The sequence below is a fragment of the Streptomyces sp. NPDC058751 genome, from assembly GCF_042746485.1.
GTDB lineage: Bacteria > Actinomycetota > Actinomycetes > Streptomycetales > Streptomycetaceae > Streptomyces.
Map to the genome: position 1 here is coordinate 108,257 of NZ_JBHYPZ010000020.1, position 17,537 is coordinate 125,793.

Annotated in this window: 15 protein-coding genes; 3 read left to right on the top strand and 12 right to left on the bottom strand. The window is 72.8% G+C overall.

What is annotated here, in order from left to right:
- Positions 1–49: 49 nt before the first annotated feature.
- The 10 genes from ACFW6B_RS19990 to ACFW6B_RS20035 all read right to left on the bottom strand — a co-directional run bounded on the left by ACFW6B_RS19990 (position 50) and on the right by ACFW6B_RS20035 (position 11,412).
- Positions 50–1,432 carry an ABC transporter substrate-binding protein gene (locus tag ACFW6B_RS19990; protein WP_386597780.1) on the bottom strand — a complete coding sequence of 461 codons (1,383 nt, stop codon included), beginning with the start codon at positions 1,430–1,432 and terminating at the stop codon, positions 50–52.
- Between the two features lie 209 nt (positions 1,433–1,641).
- Complete coding sequence (locus ACFW6B_RS19995; protein WP_386597781.1) at positions 1,642–3,243, bottom strand: family 43 glycosylhydrolase; 1,602 nt, start codon at positions 3,241–3,243, stop codon at positions 1,642–1,644.
- Positions 3,243–4,085 carry a PmoA family protein gene (locus ACFW6B_RS20000; protein WP_386597782.1) on the bottom strand — a complete coding sequence of 281 codons (843 nt, stop codon included), beginning with the start codon at positions 4,083–4,085 and terminating at the stop codon, positions 3,243–3,245. The genes ACFW6B_RS19995 and ACFW6B_RS20000 overlap by 1 nt, the downstream gene beginning before the upstream one ends.
- The gene (locus ACFW6B_RS20005; RefSeq protein WP_386597783.1) at positions 4,082–5,293 is read right to left on the bottom strand and encodes a Gfo/Idh/MocA family protein; all 1,212 of its coding nucleotides are present in this window, start codon (positions 5,291–5,293) and stop codon (positions 4,082–4,084) included. The genes ACFW6B_RS20000 and ACFW6B_RS20005 overlap by 4 nt, the downstream gene beginning before the upstream one ends.
- Positions 5,290–6,192, bottom strand: a complete 903-nt coding sequence (locus ACFW6B_RS20010) for a carbohydrate ABC transporter permease (RefSeq protein ID WP_386597784.1) — start codon at positions 6,190–6,192, stop codon at positions 5,290–5,292. Before ACFW6B_RS20010 ends, ACFW6B_RS20005 begins: the two co-directional genes overlap by 4 nt.
- The gene (locus ACFW6B_RS20015) at positions 6,189–7,124 is read right to left on the bottom strand and encodes a carbohydrate ABC transporter permease (protein WP_386597785.1); all 936 of its coding nucleotides are present in this window, start codon (positions 7,122–7,124) and stop codon (positions 6,189–6,191) included. Before ACFW6B_RS20015 ends, ACFW6B_RS20010 begins: the two co-directional genes overlap by 4 nt.
- Positions 7,125–7,226: 102 nt before the next feature.
- Complete coding sequence (araD, locus tag ACFW6B_RS20020; RefSeq protein ID WP_386597786.1) at positions 7,227–8,957, bottom strand: L-arabinonate dehydratase; 1,731 nt, start codon at positions 8,955–8,957, stop codon at positions 7,227–7,229.
- A complete protein-coding gene (locus ACFW6B_RS20025) occupies positions 8,945–9,856 on the bottom strand; it encodes a dihydrodipicolinate synthase family protein (protein ID WP_386597788.1) in 912 nt (303 codons plus the stop codon). The genes araD and ACFW6B_RS20025 overlap by 13 nt, the downstream gene beginning before the upstream one ends.
- A complete protein-coding gene (locus ACFW6B_RS20030) occupies positions 9,853–10,509 on the bottom strand; it encodes a GntR family transcriptional regulator (RefSeq protein ID WP_386597789.1) in 657 nt (218 codons plus the stop codon). The genes ACFW6B_RS20025 and ACFW6B_RS20030 overlap by 4 nt, the downstream gene beginning before the upstream one ends.
- A 315-nt stretch (positions 10,510–10,824) precedes the next feature.
- The gene (locus ACFW6B_RS20035; protein ID WP_386597790.1) at positions 10,825–11,412 is read right to left on the bottom strand and encodes a TIGR03086 family metal-binding protein; all 588 of its coding nucleotides are present in this window, start codon (positions 11,410–11,412) and stop codon (positions 10,825–10,827) included.
- 321 nt (positions 11,413–11,733) lie between these two features.
- Here ACFW6B_RS20035 and ACFW6B_RS20040 point away from each other — a divergent pair, with 321 nt between their 5' ends.
- Together ACFW6B_RS20040 and ACFW6B_RS20045 are read left to right on the top strand one after the other, a co-directional pair.
- On the top strand, positions 11,734–12,909 hold the full coding sequence (locus ACFW6B_RS20040) for a serine hydrolase domain-containing protein (protein WP_386597791.1): 1,176 nt from the start codon (positions 11,734–11,736) through the stop codon (positions 12,907–12,909).
- Positions 12,910–13,179: 270 nt separating this feature from the next.
- Positions 13,180–13,854 (top strand): hypothetical protein, encoded by a 675-nt coding sequence (locus tag ACFW6B_RS20045; protein ID WP_386597792.1) that lies wholly within the window; start codon positions 13,180–13,182, stop codon positions 13,852–13,854.
- Between the two features lie 408 nt (positions 13,855–14,262).
- Here ACFW6B_RS20045 and ACFW6B_RS20050 read toward each other — a convergent pair whose 3' ends face one another.
- Together ACFW6B_RS20050 and ACFW6B_RS20055 are read right to left on the bottom strand one after the other, a co-directional pair.
- Positions 14,263–15,441, bottom strand: a complete 1,179-nt coding sequence (locus tag ACFW6B_RS20050; RefSeq protein ID WP_386597793.1) for a hypothetical protein — start codon at positions 15,439–15,441, stop codon at positions 14,263–14,265.
- Positions 15,438–16,379: a 5-dehydro-4-deoxyglucarate dehydratase gene (locus ACFW6B_RS20055; RefSeq protein WP_386597794.1), complete on the bottom strand. Its 942-nt coding sequence runs from the start codon at positions 16,377–16,379 to the stop codon at positions 15,438–15,440. Before ACFW6B_RS20055 ends, ACFW6B_RS20050 begins: the two co-directional genes overlap by 4 nt.
- 297 nt (positions 16,380–16,676) lie before the next feature.
- On the opposite strand from ACFW6B_RS20055, the gene ACFW6B_RS20060 reads away from it, so the two are divergent.
- A complete protein-coding gene (locus ACFW6B_RS20060; protein WP_386597795.1) occupies positions 16,677–17,486 on the top strand; it encodes an NAD-dependent epimerase/dehydratase family protein in 810 nt (269 codons plus the stop codon).
- Positions 17,487–17,537: the final 51 nt, after the last annotated feature.

Below are 17,537 nucleotides of genomic sequence, written 5' to 3' on the forward strand. Positions count from 1 at the left end.
CGGCCGGGGCGCGACGTGCGCCACGGCCGGGCCCGGCGGACGCGTCGGATCAGTGATGGGCCTTCCAGTCGGCCTGCGCCTTGTTGAGCTGGTCGGCCAGCGTGTCCAGGAAGTCCTTCACGCTCATCTTGCCGAGCAGCACCTTCTGGAAGTTCGGCTCGTTGTCGGCCTTGGAGATGGTGTTCCAGTCGGGCAGGTAGTACGGAAGCTGCACGATCTCGGTGCCGCCGCCGTTCAGCGCGTCTGCGGCCAGCCTGGTCGGCTCGGCCTGCTGGATCCAGGCGTCCTTCGCGGCGTCGATGTTCGCCGGGACCTGGCCCGCCGACTCGTTGAACTTGGAGTTCTCCTGCGCGGAGACGGCGAACTCGATGAACTTCCAGGCGGCCGCCTTGTTCTTCCCCGACTTGAACAGACTGAGCCCGTCGACCGGGTTGGAGATCTGCACCCGCCTGCCGTCGTCCAGCGTGGGGTTCGGGATGCCGCGGAACTTGCCGTCGCCCAGCGCCTTCACGTGGTCCTGGTAGGAGCCGAGGTTGTGGCTCAGCATGCCGATGGTGCCGCTGTCCCACTGCGCGACCATCTTGGTGAAGTCGTTGTTGACGTCGGCGGACGGGGTGGCCTTCTTGTAGAGGGCGACGTACTTCTCCAGGGCCGCCACGTTCTTCGGGTCGTTGACCGTGGTCCTGTCCCCGTCCCAGAACGAGGTGATGCCGGTCTGGCCGTACGCCGCGTCCAGCGCCGGGGCGATGGAGCCGGCTCCGCCGCGGATGGTGAAGCCGAACTCGTTCTCGCCCTTGTCCGTGAGCTTCGCCGCGGCTTCGTAGAACTTCGACCAGGAGGTCGGCGCCTCCAGTCCGGCCGCCTCGAACAGGTCGGTGCGGTACCAGAGCGTGCCGTTGTTGGCGGAGGTCGGCACCTGGTACAGCGTGTCGCCGCCGCCCGCGGCCCGGCTGACGTCGAGCAGGTTCCGGCTCAGTTTCCCGCTCAGCGCGCCCTTCTCGATCCGGCCGTCCAGCGGTTCGAGCGCCCCCTGGACGGCGACCTCGGCGAGCATCGCGGTGCCCACGCCCCCGACGTCGGGCAGGCCGCCGCCCTGGATGGCGGTGTCGTACTTGGACTGGGCGTCGGCCGCCGGGATGCCGACGTACTTGACCTTGATGTCCGGGTACTTCTTCTCGAAGTCGGCGATGATCTGCTTCCAGACGTCGGTGCGGACACCGCCGTTGTTGTCCCAGAAGGTGATCTCGCCCTTGCCGGAGCCCTCGGTGCCCTTGTCCCCCGCGCTGCCGCTGCCGTCGTCACCGCAGGCGGTGACGGTCAGCGCGAGCACGGATCCGAGGGCGACGGCCACGGCGGCACGCCGGGCACCTGGGACGCGGGGCCCTCTCGGGCCGGTCGCCGGTGGGCTGTTCCTGAGCGGGCTGGTCTTCATCGGTCTGCTCTCTTCGTCTGGGTCCAACGGGGTGGCGGGGTCGGTGAGGTGCCCTCGGAGATCGGCACCCGGCTGCTCGGGGAAGGGACGCGCCCTTCCCCCCACATCCGGTAAGCGCTTGCTACGAAGGTGCGGCATTGCGGCTCCCAACAGGCGGACGAACGGCTGACGAACGGGACGGGCGGCTGACGGGCGGCCGGCGGTGGCCCTCAGGGGGCCGGGGCGACTCGGAAGCGCGTGAAGGTGGCGGCCCCCGCGTGCCCCGCGCCGGACGGCGCGAGCGCGAACAGGCCCAGCAGGGCGCCGGTCCAGCGCCACCCGGTCGCGGCGAAGACCTGCCCCGAGGGCTGCCGGCCGCCGCCGGTGTCGTACGAGAAGCGGCAGCGGGCGCCCGCGCCGATCTCGATCCACAGCCGGGCCCGCCCCCGGGGCGCCGGCCGCGGCGAAGCGGCGTCGCGTTCCCCCTCGCGCCGTCCCGGGCGCACGACGGGCGCCCCGGCGAAGGCGGTCTCGGCGAACCGGTGCACGAGCCGTACCGAACCCCCCGCCTCGCGCTGGAGGCCGATCCAGCCGAACGCGTCCCCGAGCACCACGAGCCCGGCCCGCGCGCCGGGCTCCTCGCTGTCGAGGCGCAGGTCGACCCGGACCGTGACCGGCGTGCCCGGCATCCGCTGGGTGAGGACGTGGGGCAGCCGGCGCAGGTCGTGGGCGTCCGCCGTACGGACACAGCTCAGCCGCAGTCCGTCGCCGGAGTGCTGGGTGGCCCAGCCGTCCTGGGGGTTGGCGGTCCACTGCCACTGGCGCCCGAAGCGGCCGCCCGGGAAGTCGTCGTCGGTGGCGGGCGCGGACGGCGGCTGGGCCGGCAGGTCCGGCTTGCGGTGTACGGCCACGGGGACGCCCCGGTCGCCGAGCACCGGCCAGCCTCCCCCGCTCCCGGCCGTTCCCGGGCGGGAGGCGGCCCCGTCGTCCCAGCGCATCGGCTGGAGGTGGACCACGCGCCCGTAGGCCCCGCGCTGCTGGAAGTGCGCGAACCAGTCCTCGCCCGCCGCCGTGCGCACCCAGCCGCCCTGGTGCGGGCCGTTGACGCGGGTGTTCCCCTGTTCCAGCACCACCCGTTCCTCGTACGGTCCGAAGAAGCCGCGCGAGCGGAAGGCGCCCTGCCAGCCGGTCCCGACTCCCCCGGCGGGAGCGAAGATCCAGAACCAGCCGTCGTGGCGGTAGGCCTTGGGGCCTTCGAGGGTGAACCAGCCGGGGATCAGGTCGGCGTCGACGATCACCTTCCCCTCGTCGAGCAGAGCGGTGCCGTCGGGACGCATCCGGTGTCCGGTGAGGCGGTTCTTCACTCCCGAACGGGACCTGGCCCAGGCGTGCACGAGATACGCCTCGCCGGTCTCCTCGTCCCACAGCGGGCAGGGGTCGATGAGTCCCCGGCCCTCCTTCACCAGGTGCGGCCGGGTCCAAGGGCCCCTGATCCGCGGGGCGTTGACCTGGAAGACGCCGTGGTCGGGATCGCCCCAGAAGATCCAGAAGCGGTCGTCGTGGTGGCGCAACGCGGGTGCCCACACCCCGCGGTCGGGCCTCGGGGTCCTGAACTCGTTCGCGGGTTCGAGGCGTTGGAGGGCGTGGCCGACGAGGGTCCAGTTCACCAGGTCCCGCGAGTGCAGCAGCGGCAGGCCGGGAACGCGGCCGAAGCTGGAGGCCGTGAGGTAGAAGTCGTCGCCGACGCACAGCAGATCGGGGTCGGACCAGTCGGCGTCGAGGACCGGGTTGCGGTAGGTGCCGTCACCGAGGTCGGCGGAGGGCAGGGCCATCAGGGGCTCACCGCCTCGCGGACCAGTCCGGCGGCCCCGGTCCGGTCGAGGGTGCCGTCGGCGACGACGGTGACGACCCGGCGCGTGAACGTGTCCCCCGCCTCGACGGTGAGCCGCCGGTCGTGGGCCAGGGAGGAGCCGACGCCCGGGTACTCGGCGGCGCGGACGAACCACGGGTCCCGGCGGGTCTCGGCGGTCGCCCCGGCGAGGACGAGCGTCCAGCCGGCTCCCGCGAGGGCGAGCCAGTCGGCGGGGCGCGCGTGCGCCGCCTCCTCGCCCTCGGCGTCGGCGGTGAACACGCGGGGGGCGTCCCGTTCCCTGCGGGCCCGCCAGAAGAAGCCGCCGTAGGCCGCGCCCGGCCGTCCGTTGGTGGCGGGGCTGCCGATCGTGAGGGCGCGCGCGGTGACGTTCGTGAGCGAGAAGGCGAAGTCCAGCGCCCAGGCGGTGCCGGTGAGCGCGACGGCCGTGACCGTACGGCGCTCCCGCAGCAGTTCGGTGCCCGCGGCCGTCCAGCGCAGTTCCTCCACGAAGCCCTCCGGTTCCCGCAGCCGGAAGCCGGAGTGCCGCTGGGTGCCGTGGTTGTCGAGCTCGGTCGGTCCCCGGTCGCGGACGTAGGTGCGTCCGCCCCAGAAGTTGTGCCCCTCGACGTCGGGTACGGCCACACCGACGCCGAGGTGGTGTGTGTGGTCGGCCGGAGCGAGCTCGGTGACGGCCGTGCCGGCCAGGGTGGTGACGGGGTGCAGGTACGGGCGCGGCGAGAGCCGGTCCGGCAGGGCGGGCCGGGTGACGTAGCGGGCGACGGGGCGGCCGCCGATCCGCAGGACCGGCGAGTCGTCATTCACGCGGTGCTCACCTCTTTCGGGAGCGCCCAGGGGGCGCCCAGCTCGGAGTAGAGGGCGAGGGTGTCGGCGGCGGCCGCGACGAACCCGTCGACGCCGGGCACGACACGGCGCCGTTCGCCGGGGACCGTCCTCCAGGCGTCCGGGGGCAGCGCGACCGGGTCGGGCGCCCGGCGGATCGCCTCGACGACCTTCATGAAGGCGCCCGTCGACTCGGGCGGGACCAGCAGTCCGGCGCCGCCCGTCAGATGCTCGGCCAGGTTCTCCAGCAGGTCGGTGCGGCCGTACTCGGTCTCCTCGGGGCCGCGCCCCGACCGCTGCACGAGCACCCGGTCCTGCTTGTACCAGAAGGTGATCCGGCCCTCCGTGCCGTGCACCAGGACGTACGGCTCTCCGGGGCGTTCGGCGCAGAGCGTGGCGGCGACGGTGATCCGGCCCCCGGTGGTGGTCACCCGCACGCACGAGGTGTCGTCGGACTCGATGTCGTTGGCGCGCAGCAGCTCGGTGCGGATGCCGGTGACGTCCTCGGCGCGGGTCGAACCGTCCAGCGCGAGGGCCGTGGCGACGGCGTGGGCCAGCGGGTTCGTCAGGACCCCGTCGACGACGTCCACGCCGTCGAGCCGGCGCCTGCCCGCCCAGGGCGCGCGCCGGAAGTACGCCTCGTCGCGGACCCAGGCCCCGGCCCCGCCGATCCCGGTGATCCGGCCGAGCGCGCCCTCGGTGATCAGTCTCCTGATCGCCGGCAGGGCGTGCGAGCCGAGCGACTGGAAGCCGATCTGGCAGACCGTCCCGGCCGCCGCCATCCCGTCGGCCATCCGCCGGAACTCCGCGTAGGAGGGCGCGGGCGGCTTCTCCAGGAGCACGTGGACGCCCCGGCGTGCGGCGGTCAGCGCGAGGTCGGTGTGGGTGGGGATGGGGGTGCAGATCACCGCGACGGCGGCGCCGGTGGAGTCGAGGAGGGCTCCGAGGTCCGCGGACTGCGCGACCCGCCGGCCGTCCAGCTCCTCCTCGGTGAGCGGTGTCAGCTCGCAGATTCCGGCGAGGCGCACCAGGCCCTTGCGCTGGAGCCCGCGGATGTTGTCCAGGTGCCAGCGGCCGTGTCCCCGGGCGCCCGCGAGGACGACGGGCAGCGGGAGGCGGAGCGTGCCGGCGGGCGTGGGGCGGGGGCCGTCCGGGTGACGGTCGCGGTCCTGGCGCGGGGCGGCGGTCATCCCTTCACCGCCCCGGCGCTGAATCCGGTGATCAGCCACTTCTGGATGAAGGCGAACACGACGACCACGGGGACGGCGGCGACGATGCCGCCCGCGGCGAGCGCGCCCAGGTCGACGCTGTCGGAGCTCATCAGGGTGTTGAGGCCGACCGGGATGGTCTGCTTGCTCTGGTCGCTGAGGAACATCAGGGCGAACAGGAAGTGGTTCCAGGCGTGCACGAAGGCGAAGGAGCCGACGGCGATCAGCCCGGGCCGCAGCAGCGGCAGGACGACGATCCGGAAGGCGTCGAAGCGGTTGCAGCCGTCCACCCAGGCGGCCTCCTCCAGGCTGTAGGGCACGTTCCGGATGAAACCGCTGATGAGGATCATCGACAGCGGCAGCTGGAAGACCGTCTCGGCGATGACCACGCTGGCCAGCGAGTTGATCATCCGGAGCTCGGCGAAGATCTGGAAGAGCGGTACCAGGAGCAGCGCGCCCGGCACGAACTGCGAGCAGAGCAGCGCGAGCATGAAGCCCCGCTTGAGCCTGAAGTCGAAGCGGGCGAGCGCGTAGCCGCCGGCGAGCGCGACGAGCGTGGTCGTCACGAGGGTGGCGACGGCGATGGCCACGCTGTTCTGGAAGTAGGTCCCGAAGCTGCGCTCGGTCCACACCTTGTCGAAGTGGTCCAGTGTCATGGGCCAGGGCACGAGGGAGGTGGACCCGGCCGGGCGCAGCGCGAAGAGCAGGATCCAGTAGAAGGGGACCAGGGTGAAGAGGAGGTAGCCGCCCAGGGGGACGTAGATCTGCCAGCGCGGGACCTCGTCCCAGGCGCGCCGCTTCCTCGCCGCGCGCGGGCGGGGCTCCTCGACCGGCGGGGCGGGTGCGGCCGGGGCGACCGCCTCGGCGTCCTTGGTGATCACTTGTCCCCGCCTCCGAACTTGCTGAGCCGCAGGTAGACGATCGAGCAGAACAGCAGGATCACGAACGCGACCGTGGTGAGGGCGGAGGCGTAGCCGAAGTTGTGGGCGTCGACGCTGGTGTTGGCGATGTAGAGCGGGAGGGTCGTCGTCTCCCCGGCGGGTCCGCCGCCGGTGAGGGTGTAGAGCAGGTCGACGTTGTTGAACTCCCACACGGCGCGCAGCAGCGTGGAGAGGATGATCGCGTCCTTGAGGTGCGGCAGCGTGATGTGCAGGAACTGGCGGACGCGGCTCGCCCCGTCGACCTCGGCGGCCTCGTACAGGTCCTTGGAGACGGACTGGAGGTCGGCGAGGATCAGGATCGCGAAGAAGGGGACCCCGCGCCACAGGTCGGCGACCACCGCCGCCGGGAAGACGGTGGAGGTGTCCGAGAGCCAGCTGGTGCCGTACGAGCCGATGCCCGCGTCGGCGAGGTAACGGGTGATGCCCGTCTGGGAGTTGTAGAGCAGCACCCAGATCGCCGAGGTCAGCACCCCGGAGACGGCCCAGGGCGAGAAGACCAGCGCGCGTCCCACCGCCCGGCCGACGAAGGTCTGGTTGACGATCAGCGCGAGCGCCAGGCCGAACAGGAGCTGGAGGCCGACCTCGACGACGACCCACTTCGCGCTGAAGGCCAACGTGTCCCAGAACTGGGGGTCGTCGGTGAAGGCGTGCGTGAAGTTGCCGAAGCCCGCGTAGCCGTTGCGCCACGGTTTGGTCGGGTTGTAGTTCTGCAGGCTGTAGTAGAAGACGCTGAGGACGGGGTAGGCGATGAAGCCCAGCATCAGCAGCGCCGCCGGGGCGATCAGCAGATAGGGCAGCCTGCGCGGGGTCGCGGAGGCACGGCGCCGCGGGGGTGGCGCGGGCGGTTTCGCCACGGCTGCGGCTTGGGCCATGACTGTTCTCCGTTCGCAGTGGGGCGGGTACAGCGGGTGCAGGAAGCGCTTGCTACACGCTCATGGTCCGGGCACGTGCACATGCGGTCGTGGTCGTGGGGCTCAGCCCGCGTACGGGTCCGGCACCTTGCCCGGGCGGGCCAGGAACGCGAAGTCGCAGCCGGTGTCGGCCTGGGTGATCTGGTCGTCGTAGAGCGCGCCGTAGCCGCGTTCGTACCTGGCGGGCGGCGGCGTCCACGCGGCCCGCCTGCGCTCCAGCTCCGCGTCGTCCACGTGGAGGTGGAGCGAGCGCGCCCCGACGTCGAGGGTGATCAGGTCCCCGCTCCGTACGAGGGCGAGCGGACCGCCGACGTGCGACTCGGGTGCCACGTGCAGCACGCAGGTGCCGTAACTCGTGCCGCTCATCCGGGCGTCGGAGATCCGCACCATGTCCCGGACGCCCTGCTTCAGCAGATGGCCGGGGATGGGCAGCATGCCGTACTCGGGCATGCCCGGGCCGCCCTTGGGGCCGGAGCCCCGCAGCACGAGGACGCTGTCCGCGGTGATGCCGAGCGACGGGTCGTCGATGGTCCGCTGCATCGTGCGGTAGTCGTCGAAGACGACCGCGGGACCGGTGTGCTTCAGCAGGCGCGGCTCGGCGGCGATGTGCTTGATGACGGCGCCGTCGGGACAGAGGTTGCCGCGCAGGACGGCGACCCCGCCCTCGGCCGCGACCGGGTTCTCCCGGGTGCGGATGACGTCGTCGTCGTGCACCCGGGCGCCCGCGAGCTGTTCGCGCAGGCTGTCGTGCGCGACCGTGGGCCGGTCCAGGTGCAGCAGGTCGGTGATCCGCGACAGGAACCCGGGCAGACCGCCGGCGAAGTGGAAGTCCTCCATGAGGTACGTCCGTCCGCCGGGCCTGACGTTCGCGAGCACCGGAACGGTCCTCGCGATCCGGTCGAAGTCGTCCAGGGTGAGGGTGACACCGGCCCGTCCGGCCATGGCGATCAGATGGATCACGGCGTTCGTCGAACCGCCGATGCCGAGCACCGTGGTGACCGCGTCCGCGAAGGCGTCCGCGGTGAGGATGTCGGACAGTTTCCGGTCCGCGCGGACCAGTTCGACGATCCTGAGCCCGGCCGCGGCCGCCATGCGGTCGTGCCCGGAGTCGACGGCGGGGATGCTGGAGGCGCCGGGGACGGTGACGCCGAGCGCCTCCGCGGCGGCGGTCAGCGTGGACGCGGTGCCCATCGTCATGCAGTGCCCCGGCGACCGGGCGAGCCCGCTCTCCAGTTCGGCCATCTCGCAGTCCCCGATGAGGCCCGCGCGCCGGTCGTCCCAGTACTTCCACATGTCCGTGCCGGAGCCCAGGACCTCGTTGCGCCAGTGGCCGGGCAGCATCGGCCCGGCGGGCACGAAGACGGCCGGCAGGTCGGCCGAGGCGGCCCCCATCAGCAGCGCGGGCGTCGTCTTGTCGCAGCCGCCCATCAGCACGGCCCCGTCCACCGGGTAGGACCGCAGCAGTTCCTCGGTCTCCATCGCGAGGAGGTTGCGGTAGAGCATCGGGGTCGGCTTCTGGAAGGTCTCGCTCAGCGTGGACACCGGGAATTCCAGCGGGAATCCGCCGGCCTGCCACACTCCCCGCTTGACCGCCTGGGCGCGGTCGCGCAGGTGCACGTGGCAGGGGTTGATGTCGGACCAGGTGTTGAGGATCGCGATCACCGGCTTGCCCAGGTGTTCCTCGGGGAGGTAGCCGAGCTGCCGGGTCCTGGCCCGGTGGCTGAACGAGCGGAGCCCGTCGGTGCCGTACCACTGATGGCTCCTGAGGTCCTCGGGCCGTTTCACAGGGACCATCCGGCGGCTATGGCGGCGACCTCGGACCGCTCGCTCGCGGTCAGGGGCCGGCTCGGCGGGCGCACGTCGCGGCGGCACAGGCCGAGCGAGGACAGGGCCTCCTTGACGACGGTGACGTTGTTGGCGGAGGCGTCGGCGGCGCGCAGTTCCTCGAAGCGGCGGATCCGCTCCCAGACCTTCATCGCGGCCGGGTAGTCGCCGCAGCGGAGCGCCTCGATCATGTCCAGCGAGACGGCCGGGGCGACGTTCACCAGGCCGGAGGTGAACCCGGTGGCGCCGGCCGAGAAGTACGAGGGGGCGTACGGCTCGGCGAGTCCGGCCACCCACACGAACCGGTCGAGGCCGGCGTCCCGCGCGAAGGACGCGAAGCGCGCCGCGTCGGGGACGGCGTACTTCACGCCGATGACGTTCGGGCAGGCGTCCGCGAGTTCGGCGAGCCGCGCGCCCGCGAGCGCCGGATTGCGGATGTACGGCACGACGCCCAGCTCCGGCACGGACTCGGCGATCGCCCGGTGGTAGTCGACCCAGCCGCCCTCCGAGACGTACGGGTGGACGGGCTGATGGACCATCACCATCGGTGCGCCGAGGGCGCGGGCGTGCCGCGCGGAGGCGACGGCGGTGGGCAGGTCGTGTCCGACGCCGACGAGGACGGCCGCGCGGCCGTCGGCCTCCTCGACGGTCAACTCGGTTGTCGTCCGGCGCTCTTCGGGGGTGAGGGCGTAGAACTCGCCGGTGTTGCCGTTGGGGGTCAGGGTGCGGACGCCGCCGTCGATCAGCCGGCGCAGCAGGGCCCGGTGGGCGTCCCGGTCGATCGTGCCGTCCTCGGCGAAGGGGGTCACCGGGATCGCCACGACCTCGGCGAGCGCCGCCCGCTGGGTGTCGAACGTCGCTGCCGTCATTCCTGTCCGCCCTCTTCCCGGCCCTGCGGGAAGGCCCGTCGTACGAACGAGGCGATGTGCGCGTGCAGTGCCGTGGCCGCGCCGTCGGCGTCCCCGTCGAGGGCGAGGCGCAGGATCTCCCGGTGCTCGTCCGCCTCCTGTCCCCAGGAGGGGTCGGACGCCCAGGCGACCGTCGAGACGAGGGCCGCCTGGTCGCGCACCTCGTCGAGCATCCGGCCGAGCAGCGGATTGCCGCAGGGCGTGTACAGGGCTCGGTGGAACTCCCGGTTGGCCAGGGACCGTTCGGCGGTGTCGGCGGCGGCGTCGGCACGCGTGAGCGCGTCGCGGGCGGCGTCCAGGGAGGCTCCCCGGCACACCACCCGGCGCAGCGCCTCGGGTTCGAGGAGCAGCCGTACGTCGTACACCTCGCGCGCCATGTCCGCGTCCACCATGCGTACCGTGACGCCCTTGTACTGGTTCATCACGACGAGCCCGGTGCCGGCCAGGGTCTTGAGCGCCTCGCGCACCGGGGTCTTCGACACCCCGAACTGCGCTGCGAGGTCGGTCTCGACCAGGGCCTGTCCCGGGGTCAACTGCCCGGTGAGGATGCGGTGTTTGATCCCCTCCAGCACGAACTGCGTGCGGGAGGGGATCGGGGTGGGCACAGAGGTCATGCGCGCCTCTCTGGTCTCACGTCTCGGATCACGGGAGCCGGGCGTCGGGTACGGGCGCCTGTCCCCGGTCTCGCATATCGCGTCTCATATATGACGTACGAAGTACGACGCGTCGAAGGTAGGAGCGTGACCGTGTTTCGTCAACGCTTCCGACGGAAGAAGTTACGGAGACGCGCGCGGCACGGGGCGGCACGGGACCCGGACCCGCGGCGCGGGACGGCTCGGGGTCCGGTCCCGGTGCGCTGGAGGGCGCGGTCTGGTGGCCCCTCCGCCCCGGCCCGGTGGCCCCTCCGCCCCGGCCCGGTGGCTCCTCCGTCACGGCTTCCAGCCCGGGTCACGGCCGCTGAGGCCGATCACCCGGTCGAGGAGCGGCGCGTCGCCGGGCACCGGGACGACGGGGCCGAAGATGCCCCCGAGGCGGGTCGGGTCGTCGGCCACGCCGGCGAGGAACCGGTGCGTCACCTCCAGGGCGGTGCCGTCGGGCACGTACTCCTGGCCGGTGGCCCGGGCGAGGTCCCAGCCGTGCACCACCAGTTCGTCGGCGGCGACGGCCGCCGCCGCCCCGGCCGGGAGCGTCACTCCGCCCGCCCGGGTCGTCCCGGTCCAGGCGGCCGGGTCCCGCCAGGCGTCGGCGAGTCCGTCGAGCGCTTTCGGCAGGGCCTCGCGCCAGCCGGGCCCGATGTCGGGCACGGCGGCGGCCGGGCTGGTGTCGGTCGTCGGGCCCAGGTCCTTGCGTCCGGCGTCGCGGAAGGCGACGGCCAGGCCGGCCAGATGTCCGAGCAGGTTGTGCACCGCGTAGTGCGGACAGGGGGTCGCCCCGTCGAGCTGCGCGTCCGTGACACCCGCCGCGAGGCGCGCCACGACGAGGGCCTGCGGCCCGAAGTCGAAGGTCTGGACGGTCATCCGATTCTCCTCAGAACGCGTGTCCGTTTGTTCGTCCGGTTCAGGGGACCCGCGGAACGGGCCCGCGGGGCGCTCCGTGAGCGGGACCCGCGGGACGAGCCCGCCGGGCACTCCCGGGAGCACCCCACGGACCGGGCCCGTGGGGGCACTCCCGTGGGGTGGACCCCGGCCGCTCCGGAAACTCATCGGTTCCCCGGACCGGCCAGGCGGTTCGGCGCCCGGCCGCCCGCTCCTCCGTATGCAGCAACGGCGCGGGCGAGCCGATCCCCCGGGGCCGAAGCTGGGCGTGCCCAGGCCCCGCCCCCACTTCGGGAGACCCCCATGCCCCTGCCCCGCCGTCCCCGGCTGCGCACGTCCCTCGGCGTCCTGCTGGCCGCCGCCTGTCTGGCCGGCGCCGTGTCCGGACCGGCCGACGCCGGCTCCGGCTCCGGCTCCGCGGACCGTGACCGCGCCCTGCGGAAGCAGCTCGAAGAGCTGGTGCGCAGCCCCGGCGGCCCGCCCGGTGTCATCGCCGTCCTGCGCCGCGAGGGCGACTCCCGTGTCGTGCGCGCCGGAACCGCCGACCTCGACAGCGGACGTCCGATCGAGACGGACGACCACACGCGGATCGCGAGCACGGCGAAGGCGTTCAGCGGTGCCGTGGCACTGAGCCTGGTGGACCGGCGCGCCCTCTCCCTCGACGACACCATCGGCCGCCGGCTGCCGTCCCTGCCCCGGCAGTGGCACGCCGTGACGCTGCGCCAGCTCCTGAACCACACCAGCGGACTGCCCGACTACTCGCAGGCCCCCGAGTTCGTCAGCATCCTCATGGCCGACCCGCACCACCGCTTCGACTCGCGCCGACTGCTCGACTTCGTGGCCGACAGACCGCTGCTGTTCCCGCCGGGATCGAGGTACCAGTACTCGAACTCGGACAACATCGCCGTCGCGCTGATGGCCGAGGCGGTCACCGGCCGGCCCTACGAGCAGTTGCTGCGGGCGCTCGTCTACCGGCCGCTCGACCTGCGCGACACGAGCCTCCCGCAGGGCTACGAGATGCCCGAGCCGTACATGCACGGTTACGACGTCACGCCGCCCGACCCCCCGGAGGACGTCAGCGAGGCGCTCGGCGCGTCGGGCGTGTGGGCGTCGGGCGGGATCGTCTCGACCCCGGCGGACCTGACCCGTTTCATCCGGGGCTACGCGGGCGGGGCCCTGATCTCCCGGGCCACCCTGCGCGAGCAGCGCCGCTGGATCGAGGGGGCGTCGGAGCCCGCCGGGCCCGGCGAGAACGAGGCGGGAGCGGCGATCTTCCGCTACTCCACCCGCTGCGGGGTCGTCCTCGGTCACACGGGCAACTTCCCCGGCTACACCCAGCTGATCGCCGCCACACCGGACGGCCGGCGGTCCCTGACCTTCACGCTCACCACCCAGGTGAACAAGGCGACCAAGCCCGAGCTGCTGGAGCGGCTGCGCGCGGTCGAGGAGAATTTCGTCTGCGCGCTGCTGAAGAACTGACGGGGCCCGAGGGCGCCCGGACCGGTCCGGGCGCCCTCCTCCCCCCTCCCCCTCCCCCCTCCCCCCGCAGAGCGTTCACCTTCATTCATTGCAATGATCCAGGCGAGGTTGTTGCATTAGAAGCAGGCCCATTGCAATGAAATCACTGCAACTGCCTGGCTAAATAGCAAAATCAAGCAACAAGCATGTTGCCCAATCCTTGAATGCAACGTAGCGTTTCCAATGTCAGAAACACAGGGAACGCACACGACGCAGACCATGGAGAGCATCATGCAGAAGTTCGACACCCCCGCCCCCGTCTCGGCCGTCCTCGACATCCCGGCGGGCCGCATCCGGTTCATCGCCGCCGACCGCGCCGACACCACCGTCGAGGTCCTGCCCGCCAACCGCTCCAAGAGCCGCGACGTGAAGGCGGCGGAGCAGACCGAGGTCTCCTGCGCCGACGGCGTCCTGCGCGTCGAGATCCCGGGCGCGAGGAACCGCGGCCTCGGCCCGTCCGGGGCCGTCGAGGTGACCGTGCAGCTCCCGGCCGGCTCCCACGTCGAGGCGAAGGCGGCCGCCGCGGAGTTCCGGGGCGTGGGACGGCTCGGCGACGTCACCTTCGAGGGCGGCCACCGCTCGGTCGAGCTCGACGAGGCCGACAGCGTCCGCCTGGCCGGGCTCGACGCCGACATCACCGTCGGCCGCCTCCACGGCCCCGCCGAGATCAGCACCCAGAAGGGCGATCTGACCGTCTCCGAGGCCGTGCGCGGCACGCTCACGCTGAGCACCGAGAAGGGCGACATCATCGTCGGCGCCGCTCCCGGGGTCTCCGCGTCCCTGGACGCCGGAACCGCCTTCGGCCGGGTCAGCAACGCGCTCAGGAACGCCGACGCCGCCCCCGGTCTGACCATTCACGCGACCACCGCCCACGGCGACATCACCGCCCGCACGGTGACGGGCTGAAGGCGCTGGAGGCACGCCCCGCCCCGCCCCCACGGCCCCCGTCCGGGCCGGTGGGGGCGGGAGCGAGCGGGCCCCACGACGGAACACCGGAAGCCGAGCGGGTGAAGTCCCACGACGGAGGCGGGGAACGGACCCCTCTAGGCCCTGTCGTCAAATCCCCGTCTGCCGGCGACGCCATGCACTCCCCCAAGCTCTTCGAGCAGGGGGTGCCCCCACTCGCCGCACCGGCCCCAGACCCGAGTACATCCAGTACGCAGGCCTGGGGCCGGCACTCCCCCGAGCTCTTCGAGCAGGGGGTACCCCCAGAGCACGCTCCCCCGAGCTCTCGGCTCCGCTCGAGCAGGGGGGACCCCCATGACGCCGCCGGGCCCGCCCTCCGGGCGGACGACGGGGATTTGACGACAGGGCCTAGTCCAGCTCCGCCAACGCCCCCCGCACGGCCTCCAGATCGGCGTCCGAGGCCAACCCTGCGTGGTACAGGCGCAGCTCCGTCGCGCCGAGCGCCGCCGCGCGGGCCGCGTCGGCCGCCAGGGCGTCCGGCCGGCCCCCCATCCCGGACACCACGGTGAAGTTGGCGGCCAGGACCCTCCCCCGCGCGCCCGCCCGCACCGCCTCCGCGAACGGTGCCAGCAGGTCCGGGCCCCCGGTGCACGGCACGACCACGCCGTCGGCCACGGACAGGACGTGCCCGGGGTCCACCCCGGCGTTGGCTCCGCAGTGGAAGGAGACGGGATCGGCGTGCAGCAGCACCTGGAACCCGGCCGGCGCCGCCGAACGGACCGCCGAGACCGTCTCCTCCTGGAGCGAGCGGGCCACCCGGTCGCGCCAGAGACGGGTGGCCGCCGCGGTTCCCGCGCCGAGCAGCTTCTCCACCCCGGCCCAGCCGCCGCCCGACGGCTCCCCCCGCCACGCCGGCTCCAGCGCCCCGCGTACGGAGGACGCCAGCTCCTCGGCGTCCAGGCCCTGCCGGCCGTACCCCTCCGCGCACCCGGCACAGAAGCAGAGGGACATCAGATACTGTCCGGCGTCCCCGAGCGGCACCCCGCCGGTCTTGTCGTGGGCGTGCAGATGGGCGAGCCCGTACCAGCCGAGCGACTCCAGTTCCGTGCCCGCGGCACCGGGCCGGACCGCGGCCTCCACCGCGAGGCCGGCCAGGTAGGCGCGCGTGGCGGGCCGGGCGACACAGGGGGCCCAGGGATAGCGGTCTCCGTAGGCGTTGACGACGGAGGTCTCCGGATGCTCCTCCCCCATGCGGGAGTTGTGCGCGAGCACGACCCAGGTGTGGACGTCGAGCCCCGCCCCGGCGAGCGCGGCCGCGGCCTCGCCGTACGCGTCACCGGGCGCCCAGTCGCCGGCCGGGTACGGGCGGAGGGACCGGCCCCGCCACCGCGCCCCGTCCACCGGATACAGCACGGCGGCGTGCGAGGCCGTCACGATCCGGTGCCGGGGGTGGCGGGGCGTCAGCGCGCGCGTGGAGTGATAGGCGGACGCGAGCGTCACCTGACGGACGCCGAGACCGGCGGTCCTGGCAGCGGCCTCCGGGTCCCCGTTGACGTCCCAGGGATAGAGGAACGCGGACGCCCTCACAACTCCTCCTCGATGAGCGCGTACCCGCGGTCGATGAGCTGCGCGAGCTGCTTGACGTGGTCCTCGGCCGGTTCGTGCAGCGGGGGCCGGACCTCGCCGACGTCCAGTCCGCGCAGCCGGACACCCGCCTTGACGAGGGCGACCGCGTAGCCGCGCCCTTGCGCCCGCAGGTCGGCGAAGGGCCGGTAGAAGCCGTCCAGCAGCCGGTTCGCCGTCGTGTCGTCCCCGGTGTTCAGGGCCCGGTGGAAGGCCAGCGCGACCTCGGGGGCGAAGCAGAAGACCGCCGAGGAGTAGAGCGTGATCCCCAGCCCCCGGTAGGCGAGCGCCGTCAGTTCGGCCGTGGGCAGGCCGTTGAAGTAGAGGAAGCCGCCCGGTGTCCCGCTCCGCACCGCACTGACGGTCCGCTGCATCAGGTCCAGGTCGCCGAGCCCGTCCTTGAAACCGATGATCCCCTCGGTGCGGGCGAGTTCGACCACGCTCTCGGGGGTGAAGACGGCGTTGTCGCGCTGGTAGACGATGACGTCCAGGGAGGTGGCGGCGGCGATCTCCCGGTAGTGCCGCAGCAGCCCCTCCTGCCCGGCCTTCACCAGATACGGCGGCATGGCGAGCAGCCCGTCGGCCCCGGCCGCCTCGGCGAGGCGCGCGTGACGCACGGCAAGGGCGGTCCCGTATCCGGCGCCCGCGACCACCGGGACACGCCCCTCGGCCGCCTCCACCGCGGCCCGTACGCACGTCTCGAACTCCTCGGGCACGAGCGCGTGGAACTCGCCGGTGCCGCAGCACGCGAAGACCGCCGCGGCCCCGGCCTCGACGCCGCGCCGCACGTGCTCCCGGTAGACGCCGGGATCGACGGCGCCGTCGGGACCGTACGCGGTGACGGGGAAGAAGAGCGGCCCACTGGGGATGCCCAGCCGGGCGGCAAGAGGGGCTGACGTCACGGACTCTCCCTTGGAAGGTGCCCATCGAGTGCACGTTTCTGATCCACGTCCATATCCCTGAACTCGCTCACGCTAAGCCGCCCTCTCGGGGCCGGTCAAGCGCGCAAACCCGCAACCCGAAGGCGGATTTCCCCCGCCCGCGCGACACTTGACGCGACACGTCACCGCTCCCTAGCGTGTCCACGGATGTGAATCACATACACGGATACGACCGTCTGTCAGAGCCCTGACGCCCGCCCCGCCGACCGGTCCGCGGCACCCGCCCCGGCGCACCGGCCCGCACGGAGGAGACCCCGCATGCCCGCTCCCCGCACCGTCCTGCTCACCGGCGCCGCCGGCGGACTCGGCACCCTGATGCGCGGGCTGCTGCCCGAGTACGGCCACGAGCTGCGCCTGCTCGACGTGCGCCCGGTCGAGGGCGAGCCGGGGGCGATCACCGCGGACCTCGCCGACCGGGCGGCACTGCGCGAGGCGGTGCGGGGGGTGGACGCGATCATCCATCTGGCGGGCATCTCCCTGGAAGCCTCCTTCGACAAGATCCTCAGGGCGAACATCGAGGGGACGTACAACCTGTACGAGGCGGCGCGGGAGGAGGGCGTACGCCGTGTCGTCTTCGCCTCCTCCAACCACGCGGTGGGCTTCACCCCGCGCCCGCGGGGTGACGACCCCCTGATCCCCGTCGACACCCCGCGCCGCCCCGACACCTTCTACGGCCTCTCCAAGTCGTTCGGCGAGGACCTGGCCCAGCTCTACTGGGACAGACACGGCCTGGAGACCGTCTCGGTGCGCATCGGGTCCTGCTTCGCGGAGCCGACCAGCGTGCGCATGCTCTCGGTGTGGATGAGCCCCGAGGACGGCGCCCGCCTCTTCCACGCGGCCCTGACCGCGAAGGACGTGGGACACACGGTCGTCTACGGCTCGTCCGCCAACACCCGCCTGTGGTGGGACCTCTCGACGGCACGGGCCCTCGGCTACGACCCGCGCGACGACTCCGAGCCGTACGCCGGGAAGCTCATCGCCGAACAGGGGGAACTCGACCCCGGCAACCCGGACCACGCCCATCTGGGCGGCCACTTCACGACGCACCCGCCGCTCTGGCCGCACTGACACGACGAAGCGGACCGCCCTCCTCCCCCTCGTCCTTCACTCTTGGGTAAG